This is a genomic window from Bacillus sp. 01N42_2, from assembly GCF_056399565.1.
Genome location: NZ_JBFTRO010000001.1, coordinates 511883 through 538244 on the forward strand (window position 1 = coordinate 511883; position 26362 = coordinate 538244).

General features: G+C 47.1%; 30 protein-coding genes. 2 read left to right on the top strand and 28 right to left on the bottom strand.

Annotated elements, in window-relative coordinates:
• Positions 1-35 precede the first annotated feature (35 nt).
• From AC1DN5_RS02690 to AC1DN5_RS02770, 17 genes are all read right to left on the bottom strand, one after another.
• Positions 36-1322 (bottom strand): Glu/Leu/Phe/Val family dehydrogenase, encoded by a 1287-nt coding sequence (locus tag AC1DN5_RS02690; protein WP_342007177.1) that lies wholly within the window; start codon positions 1320-1322, stop codon positions 36-38.
• A 234-nt stretch (positions 1323-1556) separates the two neighbouring features.
• Positions 1557-2492 carry a sensor histidine kinase gene (locus tag AC1DN5_RS02695; RefSeq protein ID WP_016937557.1) on the bottom strand — a complete coding sequence of 312 codons (936 nt, stop codon included), beginning with the start codon at positions 2490-2492 and terminating at the stop codon, positions 1557-1559.
• A 1-nt stretch (position 2493) separates the two neighbouring features.
• Entirely contained in the window at positions 2494-3192 is a 699-nt protein-coding gene (locus AC1DN5_RS02700) for a response regulator transcription factor (RefSeq protein WP_095241172.1), read from the bottom strand.
• A 229-nt stretch (positions 3193-3421) separates the two neighbouring features.
• On the bottom strand, positions 3422-3622 hold the full coding sequence (locus AC1DN5_RS02705) for a DUF4097 family beta strand repeat-containing protein (RefSeq protein ID WP_320109046.1): 201 nt from the start codon (positions 3620-3622) through the stop codon (positions 3422-3424).
• Between the two features lie 149 nt (positions 3623-3771).
• Entirely contained in the window at positions 3772-4476 is a 705-nt protein-coding gene (locus AC1DN5_RS02710; RefSeq protein WP_095241171.1) for an ABC transporter permease, read from the bottom strand.
• Between the two features lie 65 nt (positions 4477-4541).
• Complete coding sequence (locus tag AC1DN5_RS02715; protein WP_049627602.1) at positions 4542-5468, bottom strand: ABC transporter ATP-binding protein; 927 nt, start codon at positions 5466-5468, stop codon at positions 4542-4544.
• A 319-nt stretch (positions 5469-5787) separates the two neighbouring features.
• Positions 5788-6243: a dTDP-4-dehydrorhamnose 3,5-epimerase family protein gene (locus AC1DN5_RS02720; RefSeq protein ID WP_047476039.1), complete on the bottom strand. Its 456-nt coding sequence runs from the start codon at positions 6241-6243 to the stop codon at positions 5788-5790.
• Positions 6240-7088, bottom strand: a complete 849-nt coding sequence (rfbD, locus tag AC1DN5_RS02725) for a dTDP-4-dehydrorhamnose reductase (protein WP_016937552.1) — start codon at positions 7086-7088, stop codon at positions 6240-6242. Before rfbD ends, AC1DN5_RS02720 begins: the two co-directional genes overlap by 4 nt.
• Before the next feature lie 20 nt (positions 7089-7108).
• Positions 7109-8056 (bottom strand): dTDP-glucose 4,6-dehydratase, encoded by a 948-nt coding sequence (gene rfbB, locus AC1DN5_RS02730; protein WP_016937551.1) that lies wholly within the window; start codon positions 8054-8056, stop codon positions 7109-7111.
• Positions 8057-8058: 2 nt separating this feature from the next.
• Complete coding sequence (locus tag AC1DN5_RS02735) at positions 8059-8796, bottom strand: sugar phosphate nucleotidyltransferase (protein WP_016937550.1); 738 nt, start codon at positions 8794-8796, stop codon at positions 8059-8061.
• 27 nt (positions 8797-8823) lie between these two features.
• Positions 8824-9828: a PseG/SpsG family protein gene (locus AC1DN5_RS02740; protein ID WP_016937549.1), complete on the bottom strand. Its 1005-nt coding sequence runs from the start codon at positions 9826-9828 to the stop codon at positions 8824-8826.
• 1 nt (position 9829) lies between these two features.
• A complete protein-coding gene (locus AC1DN5_RS02745; protein WP_366969960.1) occupies positions 9830-10570 on the bottom strand; it encodes a cytidylyltransferase domain-containing protein in 741 nt (246 codons plus the stop codon).
• The gene (locus AC1DN5_RS02750; protein WP_049627606.1) at positions 10563-11684 is read right to left on the bottom strand and encodes an N-acetylneuraminate synthase family protein; all 1122 of its coding nucleotides are present in this window, start codon (positions 11682-11684) and stop codon (positions 10563-10565) included. Before AC1DN5_RS02750 ends, AC1DN5_RS02745 begins: the two co-directional genes overlap by 8 nt.
• Positions 11684-12547, bottom strand: a complete 864-nt coding sequence (locus AC1DN5_RS02755) for a GNAT family N-acetyltransferase (protein WP_342007183.1) — start codon at positions 12545-12547, stop codon at positions 11684-11686. Before AC1DN5_RS02755 ends, AC1DN5_RS02750 begins: the two co-directional genes overlap by 1 nt.
• Entirely contained in the window at positions 12548-13717 is a 1170-nt protein-coding gene (locus AC1DN5_RS02760; protein WP_366969872.1) for a DegT/DnrJ/EryC1/StrS family aminotransferase, read from the bottom strand.
• Between the two features lie 22 nt (positions 13718-13739).
• Complete coding sequence (locus tag AC1DN5_RS02765) at positions 13740-15164, bottom strand: capsular polysaccharide export protein, LipB/KpsS family (RefSeq protein ID WP_366969873.1); 1425 nt, start codon at positions 15162-15164, stop codon at positions 13740-13742.
• 4 nt (positions 15165-15168) lie between these two features.
• A complete protein-coding gene (locus AC1DN5_RS02770; protein WP_016937543.1) occupies positions 15169-15939 on the bottom strand; it encodes a glycosyltransferase family 2 protein in 771 nt (256 codons plus the stop codon).
• A 278-nt stretch (positions 15940-16217) separates the two neighbouring features.
• Between AC1DN5_RS02770 and gerQ the strand changes: the two genes are divergently transcribed.
• Entirely contained in the window at positions 16218-16760 is a 543-nt protein-coding gene (gene gerQ, locus AC1DN5_RS02775; RefSeq protein WP_047475915.1) for a spore coat protein GerQ, read from the top strand.
• A 46-nt stretch (positions 16761-16806) separates the two neighbouring features.
• Here gerQ and AC1DN5_RS02780 read toward each other — a convergent pair whose 3' ends face one another.
• The 8 genes from AC1DN5_RS02780 to AC1DN5_RS02815 all read right to left on the bottom strand — a co-directional run bounded on the left by AC1DN5_RS02780 (position 16807) and on the right by AC1DN5_RS02815 (position 22186).
• Positions 16807-17178 carry a DUF423 domain-containing protein gene (locus AC1DN5_RS02780; RefSeq protein ID WP_003150969.1) on the bottom strand — a complete coding sequence of 124 codons (372 nt, stop codon included), beginning with the start codon at positions 17176-17178 and terminating at the stop codon, positions 16807-16809.
• A 62-nt stretch (positions 17179-17240) separates the two neighbouring features.
• Positions 17241-18560 carry a purine/pyrimidine permease gene (locus tag AC1DN5_RS02785; protein WP_016937541.1) on the bottom strand — a complete coding sequence of 440 codons (1320 nt, stop codon included), beginning with the start codon at positions 18558-18560 and terminating at the stop codon, positions 17241-17243.
• Between the two features lie 18 nt (positions 18561-18578).
• Positions 18579-19001, bottom strand: a complete 423-nt coding sequence (locus tag AC1DN5_RS02790; protein ID WP_045925773.1) for a YwdI family protein — start codon at positions 18999-19001, stop codon at positions 18579-18581.
• A 58-nt stretch (positions 19002-19059) separates the two neighbouring features.
• Complete coding sequence (locus tag AC1DN5_RS02795; protein WP_016937539.1) at positions 19060-19743, bottom strand: uracil-DNA glycosylase; 684 nt, start codon at positions 19741-19743, stop codon at positions 19060-19062.
• 14 nt (positions 19744-19757) lie between these two features.
• Complete coding sequence (locus AC1DN5_RS02800; RefSeq protein ID WP_047475917.1) at positions 19758-20564, bottom strand: glycosyltransferase family 2 protein; 807 nt, start codon at positions 20562-20564, stop codon at positions 19758-19760.
• A gap of 84 nt (positions 20565-20648) precedes the next feature.
• Entirely contained in the window at positions 20649-21176 is a 528-nt protein-coding gene (locus AC1DN5_RS02805; protein WP_366969874.1) for a hypothetical protein, read from the bottom strand.
• Positions 21177-21219: 43 nt separating this feature from the next.
• Positions 21220-21855: a permease prefix domain 1-containing protein gene (locus AC1DN5_RS02810; RefSeq protein WP_045925770.1), complete on the bottom strand. Its 636-nt coding sequence runs from the start codon at positions 21853-21855 to the stop codon at positions 21220-21222.
• The gene (locus tag AC1DN5_RS02815; protein WP_047475920.1) at positions 21848-22186 is read right to left on the bottom strand and encodes a PadR family transcriptional regulator; all 339 of its coding nucleotides are present in this window, start codon (positions 22184-22186) and stop codon (positions 21848-21850) included. The genes AC1DN5_RS02810 and AC1DN5_RS02815 overlap by 8 nt, the downstream gene beginning before the upstream one ends.
• A gap of 149 nt (positions 22187-22335) precedes the next feature.
• Here AC1DN5_RS02815 and AC1DN5_RS02820 point away from each other — a divergent pair, with 149 nt between their 5' ends.
• Complete coding sequence (locus tag AC1DN5_RS02820; protein WP_045925768.1) at positions 22336-23148, top strand: bifunctional hydroxymethylpyrimidine kinase/phosphomethylpyrimidine kinase; 813 nt, start codon at positions 22336-22338, stop codon at positions 23146-23148.
• Between the two features lie 30 nt (positions 23149-23178).
• On the opposite strand, the gene AC1DN5_RS02825 is transcribed toward AC1DN5_RS02820, so the two are convergent.
• The 3 genes from AC1DN5_RS02825 to AC1DN5_RS02835 all read right to left on the bottom strand — a co-directional run bounded on the left by AC1DN5_RS02825 (position 23179) and on the right by AC1DN5_RS02835 (position 26337).
• Positions 23179-23403 carry a hypothetical protein gene (locus AC1DN5_RS02825; RefSeq protein WP_045925788.1) on the bottom strand — a complete coding sequence of 75 codons (225 nt, stop codon included), beginning with the start codon at positions 23401-23403 and terminating at the stop codon, positions 23179-23181.
• 115 nt (positions 23404-23518) lie between these two features.
• Positions 23519-24958, bottom strand: a complete 1440-nt coding sequence (locus AC1DN5_RS02830) for a sucrose-6-phosphate hydrolase (RefSeq protein WP_366969875.1) — start codon at positions 24956-24958, stop codon at positions 23519-23521.
• The gene (locus tag AC1DN5_RS02835) at positions 24955-26337 is read right to left on the bottom strand and encodes a sucrose-specific PTS transporter subunit IIBC (RefSeq protein WP_095241163.1); all 1383 of its coding nucleotides are present in this window, start codon (positions 26335-26337) and stop codon (positions 24955-24957) included. The genes AC1DN5_RS02830 and AC1DN5_RS02835 overlap by 4 nt, the downstream gene beginning before the upstream one ends.
• Positions 26338-26362 lie beyond the last annotated feature (25 nt).

A 26362-nucleotide genomic window follows, 5' to 3' on the forward strand; every position in this document is an offset into this window, starting at 1 on the left:
ATATAAAAGGCGCAAAATATTTTTGCAGATCACCCTTATACCCAGCCGCGGAATCGGGCCGCTTCAGCCGACTTTCTGATGCCCGTCATATAGGCGGCCAAGCGCATATCGACTTTGTGGGTATGCGCTGTCTGATAAATGGATTCGAACGAATTCACCATGACGCTGCGCAGTTTTCCGGCGACTTCCTCCTCAGACCAGTAAAAGCCTTGATTATTTTGCACCCATTCAAAATAAGATACCGTCACGCCGCCGGCGCTTGCCAAAATATCCGGCACGAGAAGCACGCCTCTTTCATTCAGAATTTTCGTGGCATCTATCGTTGTCGGGCCGTTTGCCGCCTCCACAATGATTGAGGCTTTAATGTGATGGGCGTTTTCAGCTGTAATCTGATTGGAGATTGCGGCAGGCACGAGAATATCACAGTCTTTCTCCAGCAGTTCCCGGTTCGTTATGATATCTGAGAAGAGATTCGTCACCGTGCCGAAGCTGTCCCGCTTATCCAGCAAGTAATTAACGTCAAGGCCCTCAGGATCATACAAAGCGCCATGGGCGTCTGAGATGCCGATCACCTTGGCGCCGGCGTCATGCATAAATTTAGCGAGAAAGCTCCCCGCATTTCCGAACCCTTGAATGATGATGCGCGCATTTTCCAATGGAATCCCTTTTTTCTTAACGGCTTCCTCAATACAAATCGTGACGCCTTGCGCGGTCGCCGTTTCCCGCCCTTGTGAACCGCCGAGAACGATCGGCTTTCCCGTAATGAATCCCGGTGAATCAAATTCTCTCAGGCGACTGTATTCGTCCATCATCCAAGCCATAATCTGCGAGTTGGTATATACGTCGGGAGCCGGAATATCCTTTGTCGGACCGACAATCTGGCTGATTGCCCGCACATATCCGCGGCTCAGCCGTTCCAGCTCACCGAAAGACATTGTCCGCGGATCACAAATGATACCGCCTTTTCCGCCCCCGTAAGGAAGGTTTGTGATGCCGCATTTTAAGGTCATCCAGATGGAAAGCGCCTTGACCTCTTCCTCACTGACTTCCGGGTGAAACCGCACGCCCCCTTTTGTCGGGCCGACAGCGTCATTGTGCTGCGAGCGGTAGCCCGTGAAAACCTGCACTGATCCATTGTCCATTTTGACAGGGATGCGGACGGTCAAAAGCCGCATCGGCTCTTTCATCAGGTCATACATATTGTCAGGATAGCCCAGTTTGCGCAGGGCCTCTTTTATGATCGATTGTGTTGACAGGAACAAATCAAGAACTTCTTTTTCTTCGTCTTTCTGATTGCTTTTAGAAAGCGGGTTGGCTGACATGTTTTATCACCTCATCGTATTTTACGTGTAAGCTTCAATTACCGGCAGAACAAATTGTAAGCGTTTTTACACCAAGACCCATCAGTCCCTTTCACATAGTCGTTACGTCCCTTTTTATATGCAAGATTCATGCCAGCCTTTTGCGCATAAAAAAAAAGAGACTGTTGTCAGCCTCTCAGATTAAAGAGAAAGGAAGATTTGAAGACGTATACAGAAGAAACCTTATTGCTTTTATTAAAATCTAATACGTCTTAAACGTACAGAAAACGTTGTTTCTTTGAAGGGGACACTATTTAGAGATATACTTCCTTCCATTTGCTCTACTAATCTCTTAGTAATTGTCAGCCCCAATCCGCTTCCCTGATAATTGGTGTTTCTCGAGTCCTCTAATGTGTACATTCGTTCAAAGACACGGTCTTTATGCATTTCATTTATCCCTTTTCCTTTATCTGATATTTCTACAAAAACATCATGATCAGTTATTCTGATCTTTAAACCCACCATCTTACCATCGGAACCATATTGAATTGCATTCGTAATTAAATTATTTAGAACCCTCTCAATTGCATCTTCATCTCCGCTAACAAATACAGGATCATCGGGTATATCAATCACTACTTCAAATTCTTTGCTTATTAAAATTTCGTAGTAATCCAAAATTATTTTTCGGCTGACTTCACATATGTCAATTCGTGAAGAGTTTAATTTTTTATCTCCTGACTCTAATTTTACAAGTTCAAAAAAACGGTTTATTAGCGCTAATACCTCGACCGTTTTTAAATTAACTGTTTTTAGTAAACTCATAATCTTTTCCGAAGTCAGACTTTTATCGTTATTTATAATTTCAATATAACCTAGTATAACTGTTAAAGGCGTCTTTAAATCGTGTGAAATATTTGATAACATTTTTCGCATGGACAGTTCAATACTATTGTAGTTCCCTTTGATCTTTTGATTATGGTCTAAAAGACGGTTTATTTGAATTAACAAGGATTTTATATATTTATCATCCGTGTTAAGCAATAATCTTTCGCCTGTCTCTTCATTAACAACTTTTCGAAGTTTATTTCTAATATATTTAATCTCAGTCCTTAGATGTAATCGGCTTCGGAAAAGAAATATATTTACTGCTGCAGAGGATATGAATAAAATAACCAACATATAAAACAATTTAAAAATCTCCCAACTTATAACCGATTCCCCACAAAGTTTTTATGTACATTGGATGAGATGGATCGTCCTCAATTTTCTCTCTAAGCCGTCTAATATGAACATTAATTACATTCTCATCTCCATGATACTCATCTTCCCATACGGATTTATAAAGTTGAGCCTTAGTATATACTTGTGAAGGATTAGAAATAAAGAGTTTTAAAATATTAAATTCTTTTGCCGTGAGATTAATCTTTTCATTGAATTTTTTAACAGAAAAGCCATGCAGGTCAACACTCAAATCACCTATTTTAATGATTTTTTCTTCCTTTGGAGACAGGGAGCTCTTATAGTGTCTTTCTCTTCTAATGGTTGCTTTAATTCTAGCTAATACTTCCAGCATAGAAAAAGGTTTAGAAATATAATCATCAGCTCCAAGGCCGAGACCAAGTGCCTTATCTACATCTTCATCTTTTGCAGACATGATAAGAACTGGAATCATGCTTTTAGAACGAATCATTCTTAAACATTCCATACCATCTATCTTCGGAAGCATTAAATCCAATAATATAACCTCAAACTTTTGTGTGTTCAATATGTCTAAAGCTTCTTCACCGTCAAAAGCTGCTGTTACTTCAAACCCTTCTTTTGTTAAGCTTTCGCTTACCATATGGCTTATGAATTGGTCGTCTTCTACAATTAATATTTTGTAACCCAAGCTTTCCGCTCCTTAAATATAAAACTGATATTCTTATTTCACTGTTTATTTCAATCAATATACAGATAATTAATCTCATTATAATTCTTTTTTATCCAAAAGGAGATAAATACTCCAAAACATTTTAAATACAAACAAATAAGACAACCATTCTTCAATAGCGGGAATTGTTGTCTTGTGTTTTTCTCTTTTTATCTAATCTTTATCGAACCATCTTCACTAAATAGACTTACTTTATTACTTCCCGCGCTTCACCTTTTTTCAGTTTTACGCCATCATCTAGATCAAGCGTTACATCAGAATTACTCTGAGCAAAAACAGCAAGTGAAGTTGGCGCTTTTTTATAAGATACACCTATATCTCCTGATTTCGTATTTACTGATAAAGATTTTCCTTTTGTTATGTCCTTGATTGAAACCGTCCCATCTATAGAAGAAACCTTTACATTAGAACTACTTGGTTATTTCAATATTGTTCATACCTGAATCGGGAACATTAATATAGATTGTGCCGCCCTGTTTTCCAAAAGTAAATCCTTGACATCGCCATAATTTTCTTCAATATGTAATTTCTCCTCACTTATATTAAATCTTTTTGTTCTATTTTACGGTAAGAAAGATAACCCACTGAAAGACCAAATAAACAAAGTATAATTGGAATGATAATAAATTGACTTAAACTGACTGTTTCTCCTCCGTCGGAAACTGTTGCATTGATAAAGAACCCGATTATGACAGCCCAAGTGATTGTAGCAGCAGTTGATTTTTTTCTCATGCCGAAAAATAAAGGAATCAGACTCACTCCTCCCATCATAAAAGCGGTGAGAAGAGTCGATGGCATAGCGGAAATAACTTCACTCATTTCAACAGGCTTCTCGAATAAATATAAGTGCGGACTCACGAAGAGAATTAACAAGTTAATAACAAAAGTAGCAATAACAATACTTACAAAGCAGAATAGGAAGACAATAGATAGTTTAGCTTGCATTAATTTTTTTCTTTGTAAAGGATAAGTAAACAGCAATTGTATTGTTTTATTTTTATATTCATCAATAACTAAACGGGATAAAATCACAGCAGAAAAACTAATAAACACAATTCTAATTAAAATATTAGTTAGAGATATAAAATCTGCATAATCACGAAACATAAGTTCATTTTCATTTTTAGATTCCCATCCCATAAGAGCCACTAAGGCAAAGATGATTAATATCCAAAGTGCCACCCATTTAAAATACTGTGATAAGTGATGTTTTTTGTACTCTAATTTCATAAGTTTTAACATGCTAATAGCCTCCAGCAGAAGAATTTAAGACAATGCAAATAAGGTTCATAACACAGACGGGCAATCTATCTAGTGTGTATTCCCTCCCCATTCATAGAATTTAAGAAGTATTCTTCTAAAGAACTGTGTTTTTTATTTATACTTTCTATACCAATGTCATTCAGAATAAGTACTTTAGAGATTTCTTGTTGTGTAACTGCTGTTTCATAGATACGAATTAATTGTTGATCAATCATTTTAAAATTTCTTATCCCCAGATTTTGCTCTAAAATATATAATGCTTTTTTTATGTTTTGGACTTGTACCTCTATATACTCTGTTTGTTTTCCGTTTATACTCTTCATAGAAACTTCTTTTATTAACTTGCCATTCTGTATGATACCAATAGTATCTGACATTTGTTCCATTTCGGCTAAAATGTGACTGGAGACTAATAATGTAATTCCATATTCTCTGCAAAGTAACTTAAAGAGATCCCTCAACTCTTTTATACCTATTGGATCCAGGCCATTAATTGGCTCGTCTAAAATGAGAAGTTCTGGTCTTGTAGAAATAGCTCTGGCTATTCCTAACCTTTGTTTCATTCCTAAAGAAAACTCTTTCACTTTTTTATTATCAATATTATGTAACTTTACAAGCTCGATAGCGTGGTCAATGGATTTTTTATCGTAATAGCCCATATATTCACAATGGAAATCTAAATTTTCTTTAGCAGTGAGGTTGTCATAGAAAATGGGATATTCAATAATGGTGCCCATTCTTTTTAAAACTTCAAATGACGTATCTGTTAATTTCTCACCGAAAATTTCGATTTCACCACTTGTAGGCTTGATTAAATTTGTAATCATTTTCATAATGGTTGTTTTACCTGCCCCATTGGGACCCAAGAATCCATAAATCTCCCCTTTTTTCACGTGCATATTAACTCCGGAAACAACTTCTTTTCCTTTAAATGATTTTGTAAGCTGACTCGTTTTTAAGATGTATGTCATTCGCTTTCCCCTTTCCCTATATACTCCTACTATATAAAGGAAAGTTCTCTTTTCTCTTAAGCAAATATTACTTTTTTCTTAAGATTTTCAAATCCTATCCCCATTCTATAAATCATTTTTTGTTTTTTTAGGATGCATGATGTCCATAAGAGAAGAAAGGGAGGATCTCTTAAATTTCAGTTCCCTAACTGACCGCCATTTTCCAAGACATTTTTGATGAAATTGTTCTTCAGGCCAGCAATCATGATATAGCGGGCGGTCGTATCTTATTCACCGGCAAACACAAAAACGAAGACATCCGCTGTCTTCGTCTTCTGCGCTACCGGTGAGCCGTCTGCCAGTCAAATCCGATGGTGTCATCATTCCACGGGATTCTTTTTTCATCCGGCTGATCCGGATTGTAGGACATTGTCGTGAAATAAATAATGGTCAGCGGCGTTTCTCCCAGCACTCTGTACCCGTGCGCGACACCTTTGGGAATGAGAAGCAGCATCGGATTGTCTTCTCCCATGTAGTAGACATCCGTTTCTCCCTTGGTTGCTGACTCTTCACGAAGGTCATGCAGCACGACCTGGGCGTGGCCCGTCGGGAAAAACCACAGGTCATCCTGTTTCTCGTGATAGTGAAATGCTTTAATGACGCCGGGATAGCTTTTGGACCAGGAAGCCTGCCCGAATCGCTCCAAGAGATGTTCATCGTCGCGGACGAGTTCTGAAAAGAAACCCCGGTCGTCACTGTGTTTGGTCAGCTTTTTGATTTTTACGCCTTCGATCACTTGCATTGCCCCTCCCTTTGTAAATAATCACGCAGCGCATCCCGCCAGTGCCTCATGCCGAGCCCCTGCCGTTCGATCGACTCAAGGCTTAACACCGAGTAAGCGGGACGCGGCGTCTCATTTCCGTATTCCTCCGTCGTCACGGGCAGCACGGCGGCGTTCCTGCCGCTTTCTTCAAAAATGGCCTTGGCGAATTCATACCAGCTGCACACTCCGCTGTTTGCGGCGTGGTACGTGCCCGGCGGCCTGTCAAACAGACCGATCACCGTTTCGGCTAAATCCTTTGTATACGTCGGCGAGCCGACTTGGTCATTGACGACACGCACTTGTTTATGTGTATCCGCAAGCTTCAGCATTGTATTGACAAAGTTATGCCCGCCGCTGCCGTACACCCACGATGTTCTGATAATGGTATGATTTTTTCCCGTTAACCGGATCAGTTCTTCACCGAGTTTTTTGCTTTTTCCGTAAATCGTGCCGGGGTCTGCGGGATCATCCGTCCGATAAGGCCGTGTTCCTTTGCCGCTGAAAACGTAATCGGTGCTGATGTGAATGAATCTCGCTCCGGTGTTTTCAGCCTCAAGCGCGGCATAATAAGCGCCGATTCCGTTTATTAAATACGCTTTGTCGAGCTCCGTTTCACATTTGTCAACGGAGGTGTATGCCGCCGTATTGACGACGATATCCGGCTTGTAATGGCTGAATGAGTGCCGCACCGAACGCTGGTCGGATATATTCATCATCGCTTTTGTCAGGGCGATCACCTCATACCCTTCCCGCTTCAGCAGGCGGCATAATTCCCGCCCCAGCTGGCCGGCAGCTCCGGTTACTAATACCTTCGTCAATCGGATCCCCTTCTTTCCGATCAGTCTTGGCTGTCTGTATACCAGCGAATGGTTCTTCTCATTCCTTCTTCAAATGTGACCTGCTGCCGCCAGCCCAGCTCATTTTTCAGCTTTGAGGCATTGATGGCGTAACGGCGGTCATGCCCTTTTCTATCTTCGACATGAACAAACCGCTCCTCCACTCCGAGCTCCTTCATGATAAATGCCGCCAGATCTTTATTCGTCCGTTCATTTCCGCCGCCGATATTGTAAATGTCACCGAGCGTTCCATTTTCCAGCACGAGCTTAATGGCGCGGCAATGATCCTCGGCAAACAGCCAGTCTCTGATCTGCATCCCGTCGCCGTACAGCGGAACCGGCGTGCCGTTTACCGCGTGCCTGATAATGGTCGGAATCATTTTCTCATGATGCTGGTAAGGCCCGTAATTGTTGCTGCATCTCGTGATGATGGCAGGGAGCTTATGGGTTTTCACATAAGACATGACGAGCAGGTCTGAGCCCGCCTTGCTTGCGGAATACGGATTGTTCGGAGAAAGCGGCGTCGTCTCTGTGAAAGCGGGATCGTCCGGCCCCAAATCTCCGTACACCTCGTCTGTGGAAATGTGAATCAGCCTGCCGGCTTTGCCCTGTAACACCGCGTCCGCCAGTCTGTATGTGCCCATCACATTTGTTGTGATAAACGGCTCTGCCTGATTAATGCTTCTGTCCACATGGGATTCAGCCGCAAAATGAATGACAGCGTCATACATTTGGGAAAATGCTTTATCAATGTCTTCTTTTTTGGAGATGTCACCTTTGATAAAACGGAAACGGCCGTGCTTTTTTAAGGCTTCTATTTCAAGCGGCCTGCTTGCATACGTGAGATTATCCAGAACGGTAATCTGCGCGTCCGTTTCTTTCAGCATCATGTTTGTAAAGGTAAGGCCGATAAATCCTGCGCCGCCTGTAATTAAATATGATTTTGGCATGATTAATGTTCCTGTCCTTTCTGTATTGCCTGCTGCGCCAGGCTTCCGGCGAGATAGAGCGATTCATGCGTGCCCGCATCCACCCACCAGCCCGTTAACACATCATACGTCAGCTCGCTGTGTTCAATGTATAAATTATTGACATCGGTAATTTCCAGTTCGCCGCGTTTTGATGGAGAAATTTGTTCAATATAAGAAAACACTTCTGCGTCGTACATGTAAATCCCTGTGACACATAAGCTGGTCGGCGGATGCTCCGGCTTTTCAATGATCGACTTGATCCGTTTGTTTTCTTCATCAATTTCGGCGATGCCGAAGCGCTCCGGATCGTCAACTTCTTTCAGCAGCACTTTTGCCCCTTTTCCCTGCTGTGCGAAACGTTCCGTATAAGGTTTTAATGAATCTTCGAAAATATTATCTCCTAACAGCAGGACGAAGGGGTCGCGTCCGGTGAACCGCTTTGCGTACGATAAACCGTCCGAAATCCCTGATGCGGCGGGCTGAACCTGGTAGGTGATCGACACGCCGAGCTCTTCTCCGGTTTCAAGAAGCTTATGAAATTGCGGAATATACTCTTTTTGCGTAATCAGCAATATATCCGTAATTCCCGCTTCTTCCAGCTTCATGATCGACCAGTAAATCATCGGGTACGGACCGACAGGGAGTAAATGCTTATTAACCGCTTTCGTCAGCGGCATAAGGCGCGAGCCGGTGCCTCCGGCTAAGATAACACCTTTCACATGAACACTTCCTTACGTGTGGTTTTATCACAAATCATAAAGAATCGCCGCCGCCCGTTTGATGCCTCTCCCGTCAACCAGCGGCGTTCCGTTCTGATGAAGCCCGAGCCGTCTCGGATAATCAGCAGCCAGCTCAGACATATGCCGAGCGAGCACGTCCGCCGGGGTGTGTTCTCCCAGGCCGAGATGAACGGCGCCGCCGCGTGCGGCGAATTTTTCAGCCGTCACGGTTTGATGCGCCACTTGAGAAAGAACGATGCAGGGCACACCCGTACAAATGGTTTCATATAAAGTGATGCCGCCGGACACGACGGCCATATCAGCCCTCGTAAGAAGTGCGGCCATGTCATTTGTCTGCCTTACCATCTCGGCATAAGGCATTTGCGCGATAAGCGTGCGCACGTCATCAGCGTGAGCCGCAGCTCCGCCCATGACAATAATCACTTGTTTTCGATGAATATCCGGAATCCGGCGGCATGCTTCTATCACTTTAAAGACAAGCTTCTTCGGATCGCTTCCTCCTAAAGAAATCAAAATGGTCCGGCATTCTTTTCTCAGCTGATAGAGCTGTTTGGCTTTTTCAAATTCCGGATGAAGAATGATATATTCCGGGCCTTCATATATAACGGCTCTGCCCATTTTCATTGTCCGGCTTTTCAGCCCGCCATATATGCCGTTTATGACGGCATCACATAAATGAATGACATGCTCCCGCTTTTCTTCAAATAAGACGATGCGTGCCGATGAATGCCGTCTGATTTCTTCAAGCCAGTCAGAAGGCATATCAAGCACGTCGAATATGAGCATGTCAGGGGCCTGCCTGTTTATTTCCCGGACAATAAATTCCTTCTGTCCCGTGTCAGGCTTGATGATCACTTCCCATTGATCAGCAGACAGGTATGAAGAAGCCTCTTTATTGGTGTAAAACGTGATTGAGCATTTATTCAAAATGGCGCCGGCAAGCAGCTTCATCCTGACGGCGTGGCCCATACCGATTTCACGGCCCCCGTCTGCGAATATCAAAACCCGCATCCTAATCAGCCTCTTTTTGCCGGATCATTTGATTAATGGCCCTGAGTTCAGGATCGTTATTCAGCAGATGAATCAATTCTTTTGCCGAAATATCAGGGTGCGAGCCTGCTTTTTCGTATAGCTCGCGGGCCAGCCTGTAGTCCTCTTCGGTATCGACGGTCAGCCGCAAATGAGGAGCCCGGAGTTCCTGCGGGGGTTCGGGAAAAAGCAGCCGGTACCTCTCAGGAGATTCTCTAATTAAAAGCGTGACATGCTCCTGATATTTGTTTGCCAGCGTTTTGTCGGCATTGATCTCCGTTAGGAGGCGCGCGTTAACCGCCTCGCCGCCGATGCCGAGCGGCGTACCGCTGATATACGTGTAGTCTGCGTGCTGATCTGAATGCGATTGAATCAGGACATCGAGCAGCGAAGGGTCGACAAACGGGTTATCTCCAGTCAGTCTGACTGCGATGGCTGGTTTTACTTGTTCAATGACTTGCGCAAACCGGTCAAGCACGCGATGTTCGCTGCCGCGGTGCACCCGGTAGTGCTTGCTGAGGCAGTGCGCGTACAGAATGTCGTCGGTCTTGCTGTCGGATGTGGCCACGATCAGATTATCCCGCGCTTGATCGTAATACGCGCTTTGCCGAACCCTTTTGACAATCATATCGAGGATGGTATACCCGCCGATCGGTTTCAGCACTTTGCCGGGAAGACGCCCGCTCCCCATCCGCGCCTGAATGATGAACAAAATGTCAGTCATCATAAGAGCTGCCTTTCGTCAAAAGGTCATCCCAAGTGATACCCGTGTCGGCAGGGATATCCCTGACCGCACGCGCCCCGTCAATTAAAAGCTCAAAATACCTCGGGTGAAGCCCCTGCGGTTTTTGGCCGGGACGAAGGACGGCAAGATTATCCGCCGTAAAACATTCGCCTTTTTGAATCGGCGCTGTTGAAAAAATGCCTCTGTAAGCGAATTTTCTGATATCCCCTTCAATCGGTGTCGTGGTCTTATGGGAGCTTCCCGACAGCATTTCCGGTACCGGAGCGTGATGCCCCTGCCGCAGCTCTTCTTCAACTGACCGGATCGCCGCAACCATTTCTTTTAATTCATCCGGGTTGAGGGCGAAGGAGTGATCAGCGCCGGGCAGATTTTTATCGATCGTAAAATGCTTTTCAATCAGTTTCGCTCCGAGCCTGACAGCCGCGCACGGGACATCATACGGATGGGCGCTGTGGTCGGAAAAACCGATCACAGCATCAGGGAAAGCGGCGGCAAGCATGGGAATGACGCTCAGATTGCTGTGTTCGGGCGGAGCGGGATATTTCGCCACACAGTGCATGATTGCAATTTCTTTGTTCCCCTCGCCGGTAATGGTTTGATAAGCCTCCTGAATATCTGAAATATCAGCACCCGCGGTTGAAAAGATAATCGGGGTCTTCAGCCCTGCCACATATTTCAATAACGGCAGATGATTCAGCTCGTAGGAGGCGATTTTAAAGGCGGGCGGGGAAGTCGCATAGAGTAAGTCGGCAGAGCCTTCGTCACATACCGTGCTTAAAAACAGCACGCCTTTTTTCTTACAATATTCAAGCAGCGGTTCGATCCATTCAGCGGGCATTTCCATTGATTGCACGAGTGAAAAAATAGAGACGTCTTTTCCCGCAGCGGTTTTGTATAGACCGGGGTCTTTCTGATACATTTTGTCAGCCTGAAACATTTGGAACTTCACCGCATCCGCACCGGCCTCACTGGCCGCGTCTATCAATTCAAACGCCTGGTTCAGCTTTCCGTCATGATTAATCCCGGCTTCGGCGATAATGAAAACGGGCGAATCTCCGCCGATTGACTTCGATCCGATTTTGCATGATGCCATCAGTCCGCCCCCTTCCCGGGCCACACATGATAGTAATAATAAGATGCATCCGCTTTAAAGCCCATTCGTTCATACAAACGGATGGCTCTTACATTGTGGAGCTGCGTGCCCGCTGATACAGTCTTATGCTGAAAGCGCAGTGATTGTTCAATAATGCGCGCCGCTAAATGGTATCCCGCTCCTTTTCCTTCAAATCCCGGCTTTACCGCCATCAGATCAAGGACGAATTCATCGCCTTTAGAAAGCCCCTGCACAAAGCCCACGGTCTCTCCCTTATATTTGGCGGCGAATTGTAACGAAGCCCTGCCTTCCGCGTTATTCCGCGCCCACTCTTCAAACAGGCGGTTTGCACTTTCATAGCTGAGATGGGGGTCCTGGTAATACCTGCTTTTTGTAAAGGCATCTCGGGCCAGCCGGCTGATCGCTTCCGCGTCGCCGGGACCGGCTTCTGCAATCTCAAATGGCGGCGTGCTGTTAAATACACGCACCGGGCTAACGAGTTTGAACAGACTCCCGACAAAACAAGCATTTGGAAGCTGCTGCACGACCTGCATCGCGCCGACATCCTCAGCCGGTATTTTAATAAATATAAAATCAGTGCCGTCCGCCCGCCTTGACGCGTAAAATTCCTGAAACAGCCTTTTGAGCTGACCGGTGCTGTTTGCGGCTGCAAGCTTCACATTGATGATTTTTTTTTGGAACAATTGACTTTCCCACGAAGAGCTCTCATATAAAATCACGCCTTGAAGGCTGTTTTCTTCCAATAAACAGAGTGACGACTCATAGGCCTCCGGCTGAATGCCCTTCTGTTGCAGAAAAGCTTGAATCACATCCTGTGCAAGATTTTTCTTCAGTCTGTACACCTAATCAGCCCCTTTGATGATATCCGTAACTGCCGCAATGACGTATTCAACGTCATCATCTGTCATTGACGGATAAAGAGGGAGTGATACGGTGCGGTGATAATACGCGGCCGCGGCCGGAAAATCAGTTTCCTTATATCCGTACGTTTTTTGATAATACGGATGAAACGGAACCGGAATAAAATGAACGCTTGTGCCGATGTTATATTGATCTTTTAAAGCGGAAATCAGATCGTTCCGGCTGATCCCGGTTTCCTGCTCCTCTATTTGAAGAACATACAAATGCCATGCATGCCGCCCGTCATCACTGACATATGGGACGGTCAGCCCTTTCATGTCCCTGAAAGCGTCCTGGTAGCGGCTTGCAATTTCAGCCCTTCTTTGCTGCATGCTGTCAATCCGTTTCAGCTGGTGAAGCCCAAGCGCTGCCTGAAGGTCAAACATATTCATTTTATAGCCGGGCGCTTCGACCTCGTAATACCAGCTTCCGTTTGAAGAATAGCGGTTCCACGCGCCTTTGCTCATCCCGTGAAGGCTGAGCACCCTGATCTGATCGGCAAGCCCGTCATCATCGGTCGTCAGCATGCCGCCTTCACCGGTTGCCAGGTTCTTTGTCGCGTAGAAACTGAATGCCGTCGCGTCCCCGATTGATCCGACCATTTTCTGTTTATACGTGGTGTACACGGCATGTGCGGCGTCCTCTAAGACAAACAGCTGATACTTTTCGGCGATGTCCAGAATCCGATCCATATCACACGACTGACCGGCGAAATGAACGGGTACAATCGCCTTTGTCCGCGGGGTGACGGCCGCCTCAATGTTCTCAGGGTCCGCATTCAGCGTAAGCGGGTCAATATCAACAAACACCGGGACGGCGCCTGTATGCACGATGGTATTGGCTGTTGAACTGAACGTCACCGCAGACGTGATGACCTCGTCGCCGGGACCGATTCCTTTCGCTTTCAAGGCCAAAAACAAAGCGGCGGTACATGAGTTCAGCGCGATCGCGTGCTTTGCTCCCGTCCAGGCGGCAAAAGCTTTTTCAAACGCCTCCACTTTCGGTCCCTTTGAAAGCCAGCCCGTTTCTAGCGTATCAATAACCTCCTGAATTTCGTCCTTCCCGATCATGGGCAATGAATAGGGAAGAAAAGCTGATCTTTTTTGCACCATTTTCTTTGCGCTCCTATCGTTTTTATGAAGAGTCAGCCTTTCTGAAGCCGACTCCGGTTTTTTCCTGAAGCACCTGACATAAAGCCGCAAGCGAATCCTGAACCGGGTAGTTCGCCGCGATAAAAGCCCGGCGCGCCTGTTCCGCCTTTTGATATGCTGCGGGGCTTTCGCATACCCGGATTAATTCCTGAGCCAGTGCCTGCGGGTCCTCAAAGGCAAATTCCCCGAGTGAATGGTAATAAGGGTATTGGCGGGTTCCCGCTGTTTTTCCGATCAGCACGGGTTTTTGAAACAGCATCGCTTCAAGACCGACCGTTGATGTCTGTGTCACCGCGGCGTCAACATACGGGAGAATATCGTAAAGCCCCATTTCCTTCTTGATGATTTTGCCGGCTTTGTATTTCCGCAGCACCTGATTGTAAGCATCCAGCTTGTTTTTGCCGATTTCCCACGGATGCGGTTTAATAATGAGCTGCATGTTCTTATGCTTGACAAGTTCATCAAGCACCCTCGTGTAAAAGTCATCAGAGAACGGCTGCGTGGCGATCAGCACCGTCCGCTGCGACGGGAGAAAGGAAAGCTTGCGGTAAAACGTGTCTTTATCTATCGGTTCTCTTGAGAAGATCTCATCGAAGCGGGGATGCCCCGTGATGATGATTTGTTCATCCCTGCAGCCTTTCGCTTTATACCACTCCGCTTCATAAGCCCCGAATACAGCCTGATAATCCGTAAACACGGGCAGAAACGCTTCATCTCCCATGAGCGCTCCGTGCTGAAGACAGATGCTGACGGCGTTTTTTTTCGCGCACATCAGCGCCAGCACACGGCTGTAAATATCCTCTGTCGTGCCGACCACAACGGCGGAAATGGGCTCAGCCGTAAACAAACTATCAAGCGCATCAATCGCTTCAATAAATAACGGAATATCTTTATATAATCGCTCCTGAAATTCTCTGTTTCCGAAAGCGGGATGGCTGTGCAGCTCTTTCAGAATGGCATGGGCTTTTTCAATATAGGGGACGGGGTTCCCTTTTTGGCCCATTCCCGCCAATTCCAATTTGCAGATAACGGGCAGCCCGTGATGGTCAGGCAGACTCCATCTGGCCAGTACCGCTGTTTTTGCCGGATCAAACTGCCGGTAATTTTCCTCGGTGAACCGAAGATGGTCGAAATGCAGAATGAGTTTTCCGTTTACCGGTTTCTCACCTGTTTTCTTAATGGATTGCTTCTTTTGATCAAAATAAGACTGAATATCGGCTTCAGGAATATGCCGGTCGGCGGAACCGAAAAGCTCTGGGTTCTGTTCCATGCTCTCCCGAAGCGCCGGGCTGATATATTGATAAAAATTACTGATCAACGCGAGCGGAATGTCTTTGTAGCGAAGTGACTGAAAAAGGTCAATATACTGCCGGTACAGCACCCAATAGTTCGCTAAGTATGCCGACAAGCCCTCACCCCTTTCCAAGCTTTTTTAATGATTCCCTCAGCTCCCGGCACGTGGCCTGCTGCGGAAGGCTGCTCACAAACTCATTTTTTTCCGCCGCGAAAAGCTGATAATGAATGGATTGATCGGTAATATAATTGATATCAAGCTCCTCAGAAATCGGGTGAAACGGATAAAAATGATTCACCCTCCAGAAGAAACGGGCATCACCGATGCGGTAAAACGCGGGGCTTTCATCCCAATAGGAACCGAATGCCGATTTGACCTGTTCCAACACGGAAAACCGATGCATGACTGAGCAATGGTCAATGGCACACGGCGCATTCCATACGATCCGGTCGGCGGGCCTGGCCGTTTCCTTCACCGTCTCCTTCTGCTGATTCAGATGATAGGTTTTGGAACTTGAATACACAACGGCTTTTTCCGGGTCGGCATCAAGCTCTTTCACCATTTTCTCAAGCCGGTCCGGCACATATGTGTTGTCGTCGGTCGCATACGTCACGTACTCGCCCTCCGCCATTTCTATTGCCTGATTAATCAAGGCGGCGTAGCGTGTTTTTTCCGTCCTTTCTTTGACGCCCGATACATCGCTTTGATAAAACCGGACGCGGGGATCGGTGAGAAAAGGGCGTATTTCCGCCAATGTCGCTTCATTTGAGTTGTCATCCATAATAAAAAGCTCAAAGTCTGTAAACGTCTGGGACAGAATACTTTTAATAGAGCGGGCCACATAGTCACTTTTGTTATAGCTCGTCATGATCACTGACACTTTAGGCAACTCGTCACCCCCTTTACGTACCTGAAACTACCGCTATCATATGTTTCTTATGTCAAAGATGCGCTAGGATTACAGACTATTGTGTGAAAAGTCAGCTTTTCTTCACACAAAAAAGCCGGCTTTGATGGCCGGACTAAAGGAAGCGTGTTTCTTTTTTTGCATAAATCTTTCTATGGGCTCATATGGTGGAATAGATAAAAACGGCAGCCGATTTAAGGCTGTCTGATACTTGTCAGGAGGTTCCAGCACCAAGAGGTTTTCATCAAAGGAGGAACAATATGAAACCGAAAAAGAATCAATATCAGCAAATGCAGGGGATGGGGATGGGAATGGATATGCAGGGATACCAGCCGCAGCTCGGGCCTAATCCTTATCCGCAGCCTCAGGGCCAAGGATCACAGATGATGCCGATGCAGCAGCAAATGCCAATGCCGATGCAGCAAAGCCAGCAGGGCTTCGGCGGAGGGTTCTCCGGCCAGCCGCAGCAGCAGGGCGGCGGGTTTCAAATCCCGTCGGGTCCATCATCATCACAAAGCGTTCCCGGCATGCTGCCGATTGAAGAATCATACATTGAAAATATTCTGCGGTTGAACCGGGGCAAAACGGCGACAATTTATATGACATTTGAAAACAGCAAAGAATGGAATTCAAAGATTTTCCGCGGTGTGATTCAGGCGGCGGGGCGTGACCATATCATTATCAGCGACCCGAAAACGGGCACCCGCTATCTGCTTTTGACCATTTACCTTGATTACATCACGTTTGATGAAGAAATTGCTTATACTTATCCGTTCTCCATGTCTTCCTATTCTCCGAGATAAAGCAAAAAGCCAATCGCTCACTTGGCAGAGGATTGGCTTTTTTTCTTTATAAATATTTGACGGCTGCGACGATAATCATAATCCATGAAATAATAAACGCCACGCCGCCGAGCGGTGTAATCGCTCCGAGAATGGAAATCTGAGTCACGCTCAATACGTACAGGCTTCCTGAAAACAGAACGATGCCCGCAAACATCAGCCAGCCTGCAACCGAAACGCTGCCTGCGCCGGAGAGCTTCTCGGCCAAAAAGGCGACAGCCAGAAGGCCGAGCGCGTGATACATATGATATTGCACGCCTGTGTGCCATACCTGCAGATATTTATCGGGGATTTTCCCTTCAAGCCCGTGTGCGCCGAAAGCGCCCAGCGCCACTGCCAATAAGGCGTTAATCGCGCCCAGAATAATAAACACTTTCATCTATTTTCTCCCGCCTTTTCGTTAAAGTTTCCATTTCAATCATAACCCAACATCGGCAAAATTCAACGTCCGTCCTCCGATGACACGAGATTGTCGGATTTTTTCTTTTTGATAAGCTGGGTTCGGTCAATCGCGATCGCCAGCAGCGTCCCCAGCACAAGGCCGTTGCTTAAGAGCGAAATCAGGATCGGGTGCATCCCTGATAATGCGCTCTCCGGAACAAACATCACCCCGACTCCCGTCAGAAGCGCCAGACCGATGATGGAACGGATTCGTTTTTGCTCCGCTTTCTCATAAGAATCAAACTCTGTAAAGGCAAGACCCGCCATTGTTGAGAAAACGACGAAGTTTACCGCAAAGCCGACCGGTGAGGGCAGACTCGCAAACGCATTCATAAATAATGGGATCATACTGATGATGATGACAAATACACTGCCCAAAAGAAACGGCTTTTTCGAAGGAAGCTTCGTCGTCTCAATAAAACCGGCCGCCCCTGAGATCGGCACAGGCGCAATGCCTCCCGACAGCCCGCTTAAAAGGTGGCTGATCGAGGCCGCAAACCCGGCCGGACGCTCACGCCGCTTCCCCACGGTGCCGCCGAATTTTTTCACAGCCGCTTCAACAACTCTGATGCTCGCGAGCATATTGACAATCAAAAGCACTGTAATGAAGAGTGACGTAATGATCAGCCCGCTGTCGAACGCAGGTTTTCCAAACGGAAAGAGAGTCGGAAGCTGAATCATGCGGTCCGGTATTTGAATCGGTCTGGCAGCGCCGAAGACGGCAAACAAGAGCCAGCCGCCGGCAAGCGAAAGAAGAATCGCATACTGCCTTAAAAAAGTAACATTTGATCGGGACATGATGAACATCGCAGCCGTCACAACCATGGCGAGCCCGAAGACAAGACCATCGACGCTGTTTTTTAAATAGCCGATGCCCAAAAGGCCTTTTACAATCGGCTGACTCAGCTGCATGACCAAAAGCAGCAGATACACGCCCGTCACTACCGGTGTAAACAATACAGCCAGCCGTTCAATCACTTTAAAAAGGCTGAACAAAAAGAAAAAGACAGCGCTTAATAACAGCGCCCCCTGCAGCGCCCGCAGCGTCTCGCCGAATGTCGCAAACACCGTGCCCGTCAATCCGCCGTAAATCGTGTATACGCCCCACCATAAGCCTGCCGGGCTTTCATTAATCGGCAGACGATGGCCTTGAAGACATTGGATGACCGCAGCGACGCCAAGCACAAAAAATGTGCTCTGAATCAATACGGCAGAATCGGCATGGTTCAAGTGAAATGATTGTGCGATGGCGACAGGAACCACAATTGCAGCCGCAATCATGAATGCCGTCCATTGCAACCCCCCGAGTATCAGTTTCAAATCAATCAACCTCTCCTGTTAAAAATCGAAAATGGAATCTCCGTTTCCGTCTTCCTCACGTTCATCTTTCGCTTTTTTCTGATATTGGCTCAGCCCGGCGCTGCCCATCATTTTTTCAAGCAGAAGCGGGTCTGTCGAAGGTGACGAGGACGGCTTCGTCGCCGCTTTCGGGATCGGATTCTGCACAGGCGCCTGAGCGGTATCCGTCTGGGTGCCGAGCACGACGTCACACAAAGAGCGGATGGCGGCCGCGTGCATTTTGACATCCTCGGCTCGGGATGCTGTTTTGGCCTGCCTCAGTTCTTCTTCCATCTTCTGAATCAAAGCAGAGATATGTATGTTCATGAGTAAATCCTCCAGCAGTAATTTGTCTTCTTCCTGCATTTTATCAAATTTCTGAACCAATCGCAGAATTGAGTTTGTTATTTTTTCTGACAGCATACCGCCCGGAACGTCAAAAAAGACGCTTCCGCCGGGCGGAAGCGCCTCAAAACACCATTTATTGCGGCAAGTCGGGAATGCACCAGTCGATCGGCTGTTCACCCATTTTTTCAAGGGCGGCGTTTGTCCGGGAAAACGGTCTGCTCCCGAAAAAACCGTTCCTTGCCGAAAACGGGCTCGGATGAGTCGATTCGATAATAATGTGTTTCGATGTGTCAATGCGCTCTTTTTTCATCTGTGCGTGACGCCCCCACAAGATAAAGACGATCGGCTTTTCTCTTTCATTCACCACATCAATGATGCGGTCAGTGAGCCGCTCCCACCCCTTGCCTTTGTGGGAATTGGCCTGACCGCGGCGAACCGTAAGCACTGTGTTTAACAAAAGCACTCCCTGCTCCGCCCAGCTGACAAGCGATCCGTGATTCGGTACAGGGCAGCCGATATCATCCTGAAGCTCTATGAAAATATTTTTCAAAGACGGCGGCTGTCTGACGCCGGGCTGAACGGAAAAACTAAGCCCGTGCGCCTGTCCGGGCCCGTGATACGGATCCTGCCCGAGAATGACCGCTTTTACATCCTCATAGGACGTATAATGCAAGGCATTAAAAATATCATGGCTGTCAGGATACACCGTTTGGCTGCGGTATTCTTGTTTCAGCATCTCTCTCAGCTCTTGATAATACGGTTTGTCGAATTCATCTTTCAGCTGATTCCACCAGCTGTCCTTTAAAAGCTGTTTCAAACTGTCCGTCCCCCTTATGAAGTGTGCAGTCTTGAATAGACGGGCTTTCCGTCCCACACAATGTCCGTCGGCGCCTCCCGCCTCTTCATGTCCGGCTCTTCAAGAAGAACCGCGAAATTTTTCGTCGGGAGCTCCCCAAGCCCGTGCTTTTCGCTTAGCCGGTCTAAGTACTGCTTCCGTTTTGCGCCGAGGTCCGCAGACTGATTGCCGCCTCCCTCAAAAAACGCATATATGACGCTCGCGCAAGGAACACGCTTCACACGGTGCTGTTTCGCAGCGCGCAAATAAAAATCCCAGTCCCAGTAATTATGGACATCCGGATCAAAATATCCTAACGTGTCATGCAGAGAACGCCTGTACATGCTGCCTGACGGGACATACGTGGAAAACACCCGCATATCCTCATAATCGGCCGTATAGGCGAATGGCTTTCGTGAAACCGGAAATCTCGTGTTGTCCCGTTCTTCAAATGACACAATTTCCGCATCAGAATGAACCAAGTCGGCATCAGCGAGCTCAGCCGCCATTCTTTCCAAATGGCCAGGCGTAATGAAATCATCATCATCGCACAGCATGATACAATCACCTGACGCTTTTTTCACACCGGCGTTCCGCGCTTCCACATGTCCGGCATTCTGTTCTAAATCAATAATCTGAATCGGCAGATCGCTGTACAGCTTCTTCGCCTCCTCGACTGATTCCCCGGCATCATTTACGATGATGACTTCATAAGGCTTTACGGTCTGATTGGAAATCGACTCCAGCAGCTCACATAAAGCCGGAATCCGATTATACGTGACTATGACAATTGATATATTCATGATCCGCTCCTTCTGCTTATTCTCATGTTCTATTAAAACATAAAGCGGCGGAGAGATCAGGGGGGATTTTTGATTTCAGCCCATTCAGAAACAAATCATGGTCATGCCCGCCAGCAAAACCAGAATGATCAGAAGATCTCCCCAAACAGCGCAAACCGCCTTGGCATTAAGTCTGCCCGCCTCCATGACATTCCAAAGTTTTGATTGATAAACAGGCACCAACACCATCGCATAGCACGTGCACAAACAGACAAAAGCCGGCGGGACAAGCGCGCATCCCTCCTCCTGCCAGTCATGAATCAGTTCCGGTATACTCACCCCGCTGTCAATGTACAAGTATAATACCCCGGCCAGCGGAATGAGAGAACTGATCTGAAGCTCAAAAAGTTTCACTTTCCACTCACGTGCAAATGAAACAGCCCAAAGCCATCCCAGCGCATAAAATAAGAGAAGGAACAAAATCCCGAAAACAGCAAAAAAATCGTCTTGCAGCGTGTTCATTACCATAATAAAAAGACTCATAACAGGCAATACGAGAAGCAAGCTGAAAACGGTAAATACGGTAACGGCTATTTGGGCGCACGCGCCGTATATCCACGAACCCAGTCTCATTTCATCACCCCTATATAGAAATTCTATGTATATAGTAAAAAAATCAGGCAAGTCTCTGCCTGCCTGCGTAAAAACCCAATTTTCCGCAAAACGGAAAACAGACTGTCACAATGGCGCATACTGCCGCAAAGCCCGGTGTGACCGCCGAAGGAAACAGCTCCGCCGGAACGAGGTTGAATAAAAAGATGAACATAAAACATAGATTCGGCACCATTGATGCCCATACCGTCCGTTCAGTGAGCTTTTTGCCGCCGGGCCCGAACTCTTTACCAGCCTGGTAGCCGATTTGGAACCAATACAGCACATAACCGATCATGATCAGCCATACTGACACGGAAATCCCTTTCCAAAGCGCGTCCACAGCCGGATGAAGCCTCCACGCGTGCATCATTGTAATCACCGCCCCCATCACAAAAAGACCGCAGTTGCAGAACAGATGAAAAAGCATGAAAGTCCGCGCGGGAACCGCTGAAGCTTTTTGAAAAGCAGAGATAATTTCCGACGGAGTCCCTACTTCCCGCAAAATAAGCTCCATCGCTTCGCTTTCGGTTTTGCCTTTTTCCAGGTGATCACAAAAGCTATGATGAATATGGCTCTCAAGTTCTTTTAACAATTCACGGCTCCCGGTCTGGCCTTCAAGCCCTTTTTTGATTTCCTGGACATAAAGGTCTTTATCCATTCTGCCCGCCTCGCTTCAGCATACGGTCCATCAGAGCAGAAAACAGACTCCATTCCTTCGTCCGTTCGGCAAGAATATTTCTTCCTTCATCGGTGATCCGGTAATATTTTCGGTCCGGTCCTTTAGTCTGCTTTTCCCAATAAGAAGAGATATAGCTTTGGCGTTCAAGCTTATGAAGCGAAGGATACAGCGTACCTTCCTTCAATTGCAGTTCATTCCCGCTCCTTCTCTCCATTTCTTTCACAAGTTCATACCCGTACATCGGCCGTTCATTCAGCAGCGTCAGCACGAGGATGACCGTGCTTCCCTTTACAAGCTCCCTGTTGAACATTTATTTTTTCACCCTTACCTAGTATTCTTATGTAGGTATTGTACGCACATCCCCTGCTGCTGTCAAATCATTCCTCTAAGCCTTTCGTATTGTGATCGGGAGAAAATCTAACTATAATGAGGTATAAAACACTGATGGAGGCCATTGATATGTCAATGCACAAAGCACTTACTATTGCCGGTTCTGATTCCAGCGGCGGCGCGGGAATTCAGGCCGATTTAAAAACATTTCAAGAAAAAAACGTATACGGAATGACGGCTTTGACCGTTATCGTAGCGATGGACCCGGAAAACAGCTGGGATCATCAAGTATTTCCGATCGATGCCGGCACGATCCGCGCACAGCTTGCGACGATCGTTGACGGAATCGGCGTAGACGCCATGAAAACAGGCATGCTTCCTACCGTGGAGATCATTGAGCTTGCGGCGAAAACGATTAAAGAAAAACAGCTGAAAAATGTCGTTATCGATCCGGTCATGGTCTGCAAAGGAGCGAACGAAGTGCTGTATCCGGAGCACGCCGAAGCGCTGCGCACCCAATTGGCCCCGCTGGCAACCGTCATCACGCCAAACCTGTTCGAAGCAAGCCAGCTGAGCGGCATGGATGAATTAAAAACGGTGGAAGACATGAAAGAAGCGGCCAAGAAAATTCACGAACTCGGCGCGAAATATGTATTAATTACAGGCGGAGGCAAGCTGAAACATGAAAAAGCGGTCGACGTGCTGTATGACGGGGAAACCGCGGAAGTATTAGAAAGCGAAATGATTGATACACCTTACACGCACGGAGCCGGATGCACATTCTCCGCCGCCGTTACGGCAGAATTGGCCAAAGGCGCTGAAGTGAAGGAAGCCATCTACGCGGCAAAAGAATTTATCACCGCTGCCATCAAAGAGTCCTTCCCGCTGAACCAATACATCGGTCCGACTAAACATTCGGCGATGCGTCTTAGCGGAAAATAAAATAAATATCCCCCTCATCACCGAGGGGGATTATTTCATTTTTTTCGCGGATGAACGTAAAAACATCTCAATCGATTGCACAAACAGCGCATATTCCTTCATCTGTTCATATGTATGGCTCAGCCGATCACTCCATTCGTTGTGCGGCTCGGCTCTCTTGAGCATGCGTTTCAGCTGAAGCAATACTTCTTTATATTCTTCCCGCTTATCTTCCACTTGCTCTGCGGCTTTGATAAGTAAACATTTCGGCGTCATCTTCTGATTTTTCAAAACTGAGAAAACAACTCCTTTTATTCCTGAAAATAGTAGTCTTTCGTTTGAAGATTAGCACAGATGGCATAGGTTTCACATAAGAAAAAAGAACGATTTTCTACAAAAGTGTCCAAATAGAGGCAGTTATTTCCGTTCTTCCTCTCGATGTAACCGTTACCTCATCATTTCCCGGGAAAGGAAAATATCTGGCGCTGAATACCTCTTCTCCGTCATTTAAAAACAATTCGATGGAGGATGCATCCAAAAAGAGCTGGACGGAACGCACTTCACTGATGGCACAGCTTCTCGTTTCTTTTTCTTCTCCGCTGAAAGCAGTGCGCTCCAGCACGGCAAGCCCCTCTTCCTGATGAAATATAAACCGGGCCGCGCCCCGAATAGAGATTTCAAAACCCGATTCATGAGTCATGTCTTCCAGCAGCACTTCAGCCCGGGACGCCTCTTTCACCAGGAGGGTTTCTGACGAGCGATTCAATTGAAGACAGCGCTTTTGCTCATCCGTGCGGCGTAATTTCATTTCCTGAAGCGGACGCTGTATGATTCTGCCGTTTGACAGTGAAAGCTCTCTCGGCATTGTCAAGCAGTGAACCCAGTGATACGCATGTGTCGGATGTTTGTCCTCCTGCTGATCGGGGACGCCCATCCACGCGAACAGAATCCTCCGTCCCTTATCGTCTTCCAGCGTCTGCGCCGCGTAAAAATCAAATCCCCTGTCAAGCTCCGTGAATTCACCGTGCTTAAACTCAAGCGGCTCTGTATCCAGTCTGCCGAGGAAATAGCCCGCCTGATGGCTGTTATGATATTTTATCCCGTCAGCGTCAAGCCCCTGCGGACATACAAGCAGCACGTCGGTTCCGTCCAACGAAAACAAGTCCGGGCATTCCCACATATAGCCGAATGACCCGAGACCGCCGGAATCCGCCCCCGCAATCGCACCGAGAAACGTCCAATCCGTCAAGTTCTCTGATGTGAACAGCACAGCGCTTCCGATGAGATTTTCTGTCTGCGCGCCGAGCACCATGTAATACGTCCCGTCCTTCTTCCAAACCTTCGGATCACGGAAATGAGCGGTATAGCCTTCCGGGAGACGCGCAACGACTCCTTTTTTTTCAAACACTTTTCCGTCTTCAGATACGGCGAGGCATTGATATGTTTCACGATTGCCTTCTCCGTCACGGACATTGCCTGTGTACAACAGGCAGAGCCGGCCGTCTTTTTCAATGGCGCTTCCGGAATAACAGCCGTTCTTGTCATACCATTCGCCCGGCGCAAGCGCGATTTCTTCCTCTTTCCACTCAACAAAATCCTTCGTCGTCACATGCGCCCAAAATTTCGCGCCATGCCCCGTATGAAATGGCTGCCATTGAAAAAACAAGTGATACTCGCCGTGCCATTGGATCACGCCGTTCGGATCGTTTAAAAGCCCGACCGGCGGCATAATATGATAGTTCTGGCGGTATGGATCTGATGCAGCGGTTTCTCGGCGCTTCTTCTTTGCTTCCTCAGCCTGCATGCGCAGCTCTTGATCCAGTGTACTCATTTGGCGGCCTCCTTTTCTTTAGCTCCCATAATGTAAGCGGCAATAAACGCCGTCACAGAGGCGATGCCCATTCCGATCAGATAGTTTATGAGATTTCCTAAACCGAGCGGAGCCGTGATGGCAATCATCGGAATTCCGCTCAGACCGTAGGCATTGGCAGCGACACCGGTCACCACGACATAGGCGCCTCCCAGCGCTCCGCCGATCATTCCCGCGATAAACGGCTTGCGGTATCTTAGGTTCACTCCGAAAATGACGGGCTCGGTTACGCCGAGAAAAGCGGAAAATGCGGCAGGCAGAGCGATTTCTTTCATTTTCACTTTTTTCGTCAGGAAAAATACAGCCAGTCCCGCCGCGCCCTGGGCGACATTCGCCATCGACCAGATCGGAAGGATATAGTTTCTGCCCAAATCAGCGATGAGGCCGGCCTCAATCGCATGAAAGCTGTGATGCACACCGGTAAGCACAATAAGCGGGTAAGCCCCTCCGAAAAGAAGTCCTGCAACAATGCCCGCATGATCATACACATACATCAGCGAGACGGTAATGCCTGATCCAATCGCCCTGCCAAGCGGACCGATTGCGATAAAGGTGATAAATCCGGTCACCATCACCGTGACAAACGGCGTGACCAATAAATCTAAAGCGTGAGGCACAATTTTCCTCGTGCCTTTTTCCACCTTGCTCATAATATAAACGGCTAACAGTACGGGGATGACCGTTCCTTGGTAGCCAAGAAGCGCAATGTGGAAGCCGAAGAGTTCCATAAAATCAGGCGCTGAATCCGCAAGCCCCCACGGATTCAAAAGCGCCGGATGAATCATAATTCCGCCGAGCACCGCCCCGAGATAGGGATTTCCGCCAAATTCCTTTGCCGCGCTCAACCCGATGAATATGGGCAGAAAGAGAAAAGCCGCGCTTGAAAACATGTTGAGAAGCTTAAACAGCGGAGATTGTTCAGACACCCAATGAAAGGCCTTCATCATGCCGAGCAGTCCCATTAAAAGACCGCTTGCCACGATAGCCGGAATGATGGGGACGAATATGTTAGACAGTGTTTTCGCCAATCTGGCGGCCGGGTTCAGCTTTTTTTTCGCTGCGTCCTGATGGGTCTCACGATCTTCCCGCCCCAAATCGGCTTCTTTTGAAAAAGCGTCATACACTTTATTCACGAGGCCGGTGCCGAATATAATCTGATATTGTCCCGAGCTGCTGAAAGCTCCTTTTACGCCCTCTATTTCTTCAATGCCGGCCTGGCTGATCTTCTGTTCATCCTGAATGACAAGCCTGAGCCGCGTCGCGCAATGTGTCGCGCTGATGACGTTTGATTCCCCTCCGATATGGTTGATAAGCTGTTTTGCCGTTTTTTGATAATCCAATACGTTTCCCCCTTTCCAAAATCAA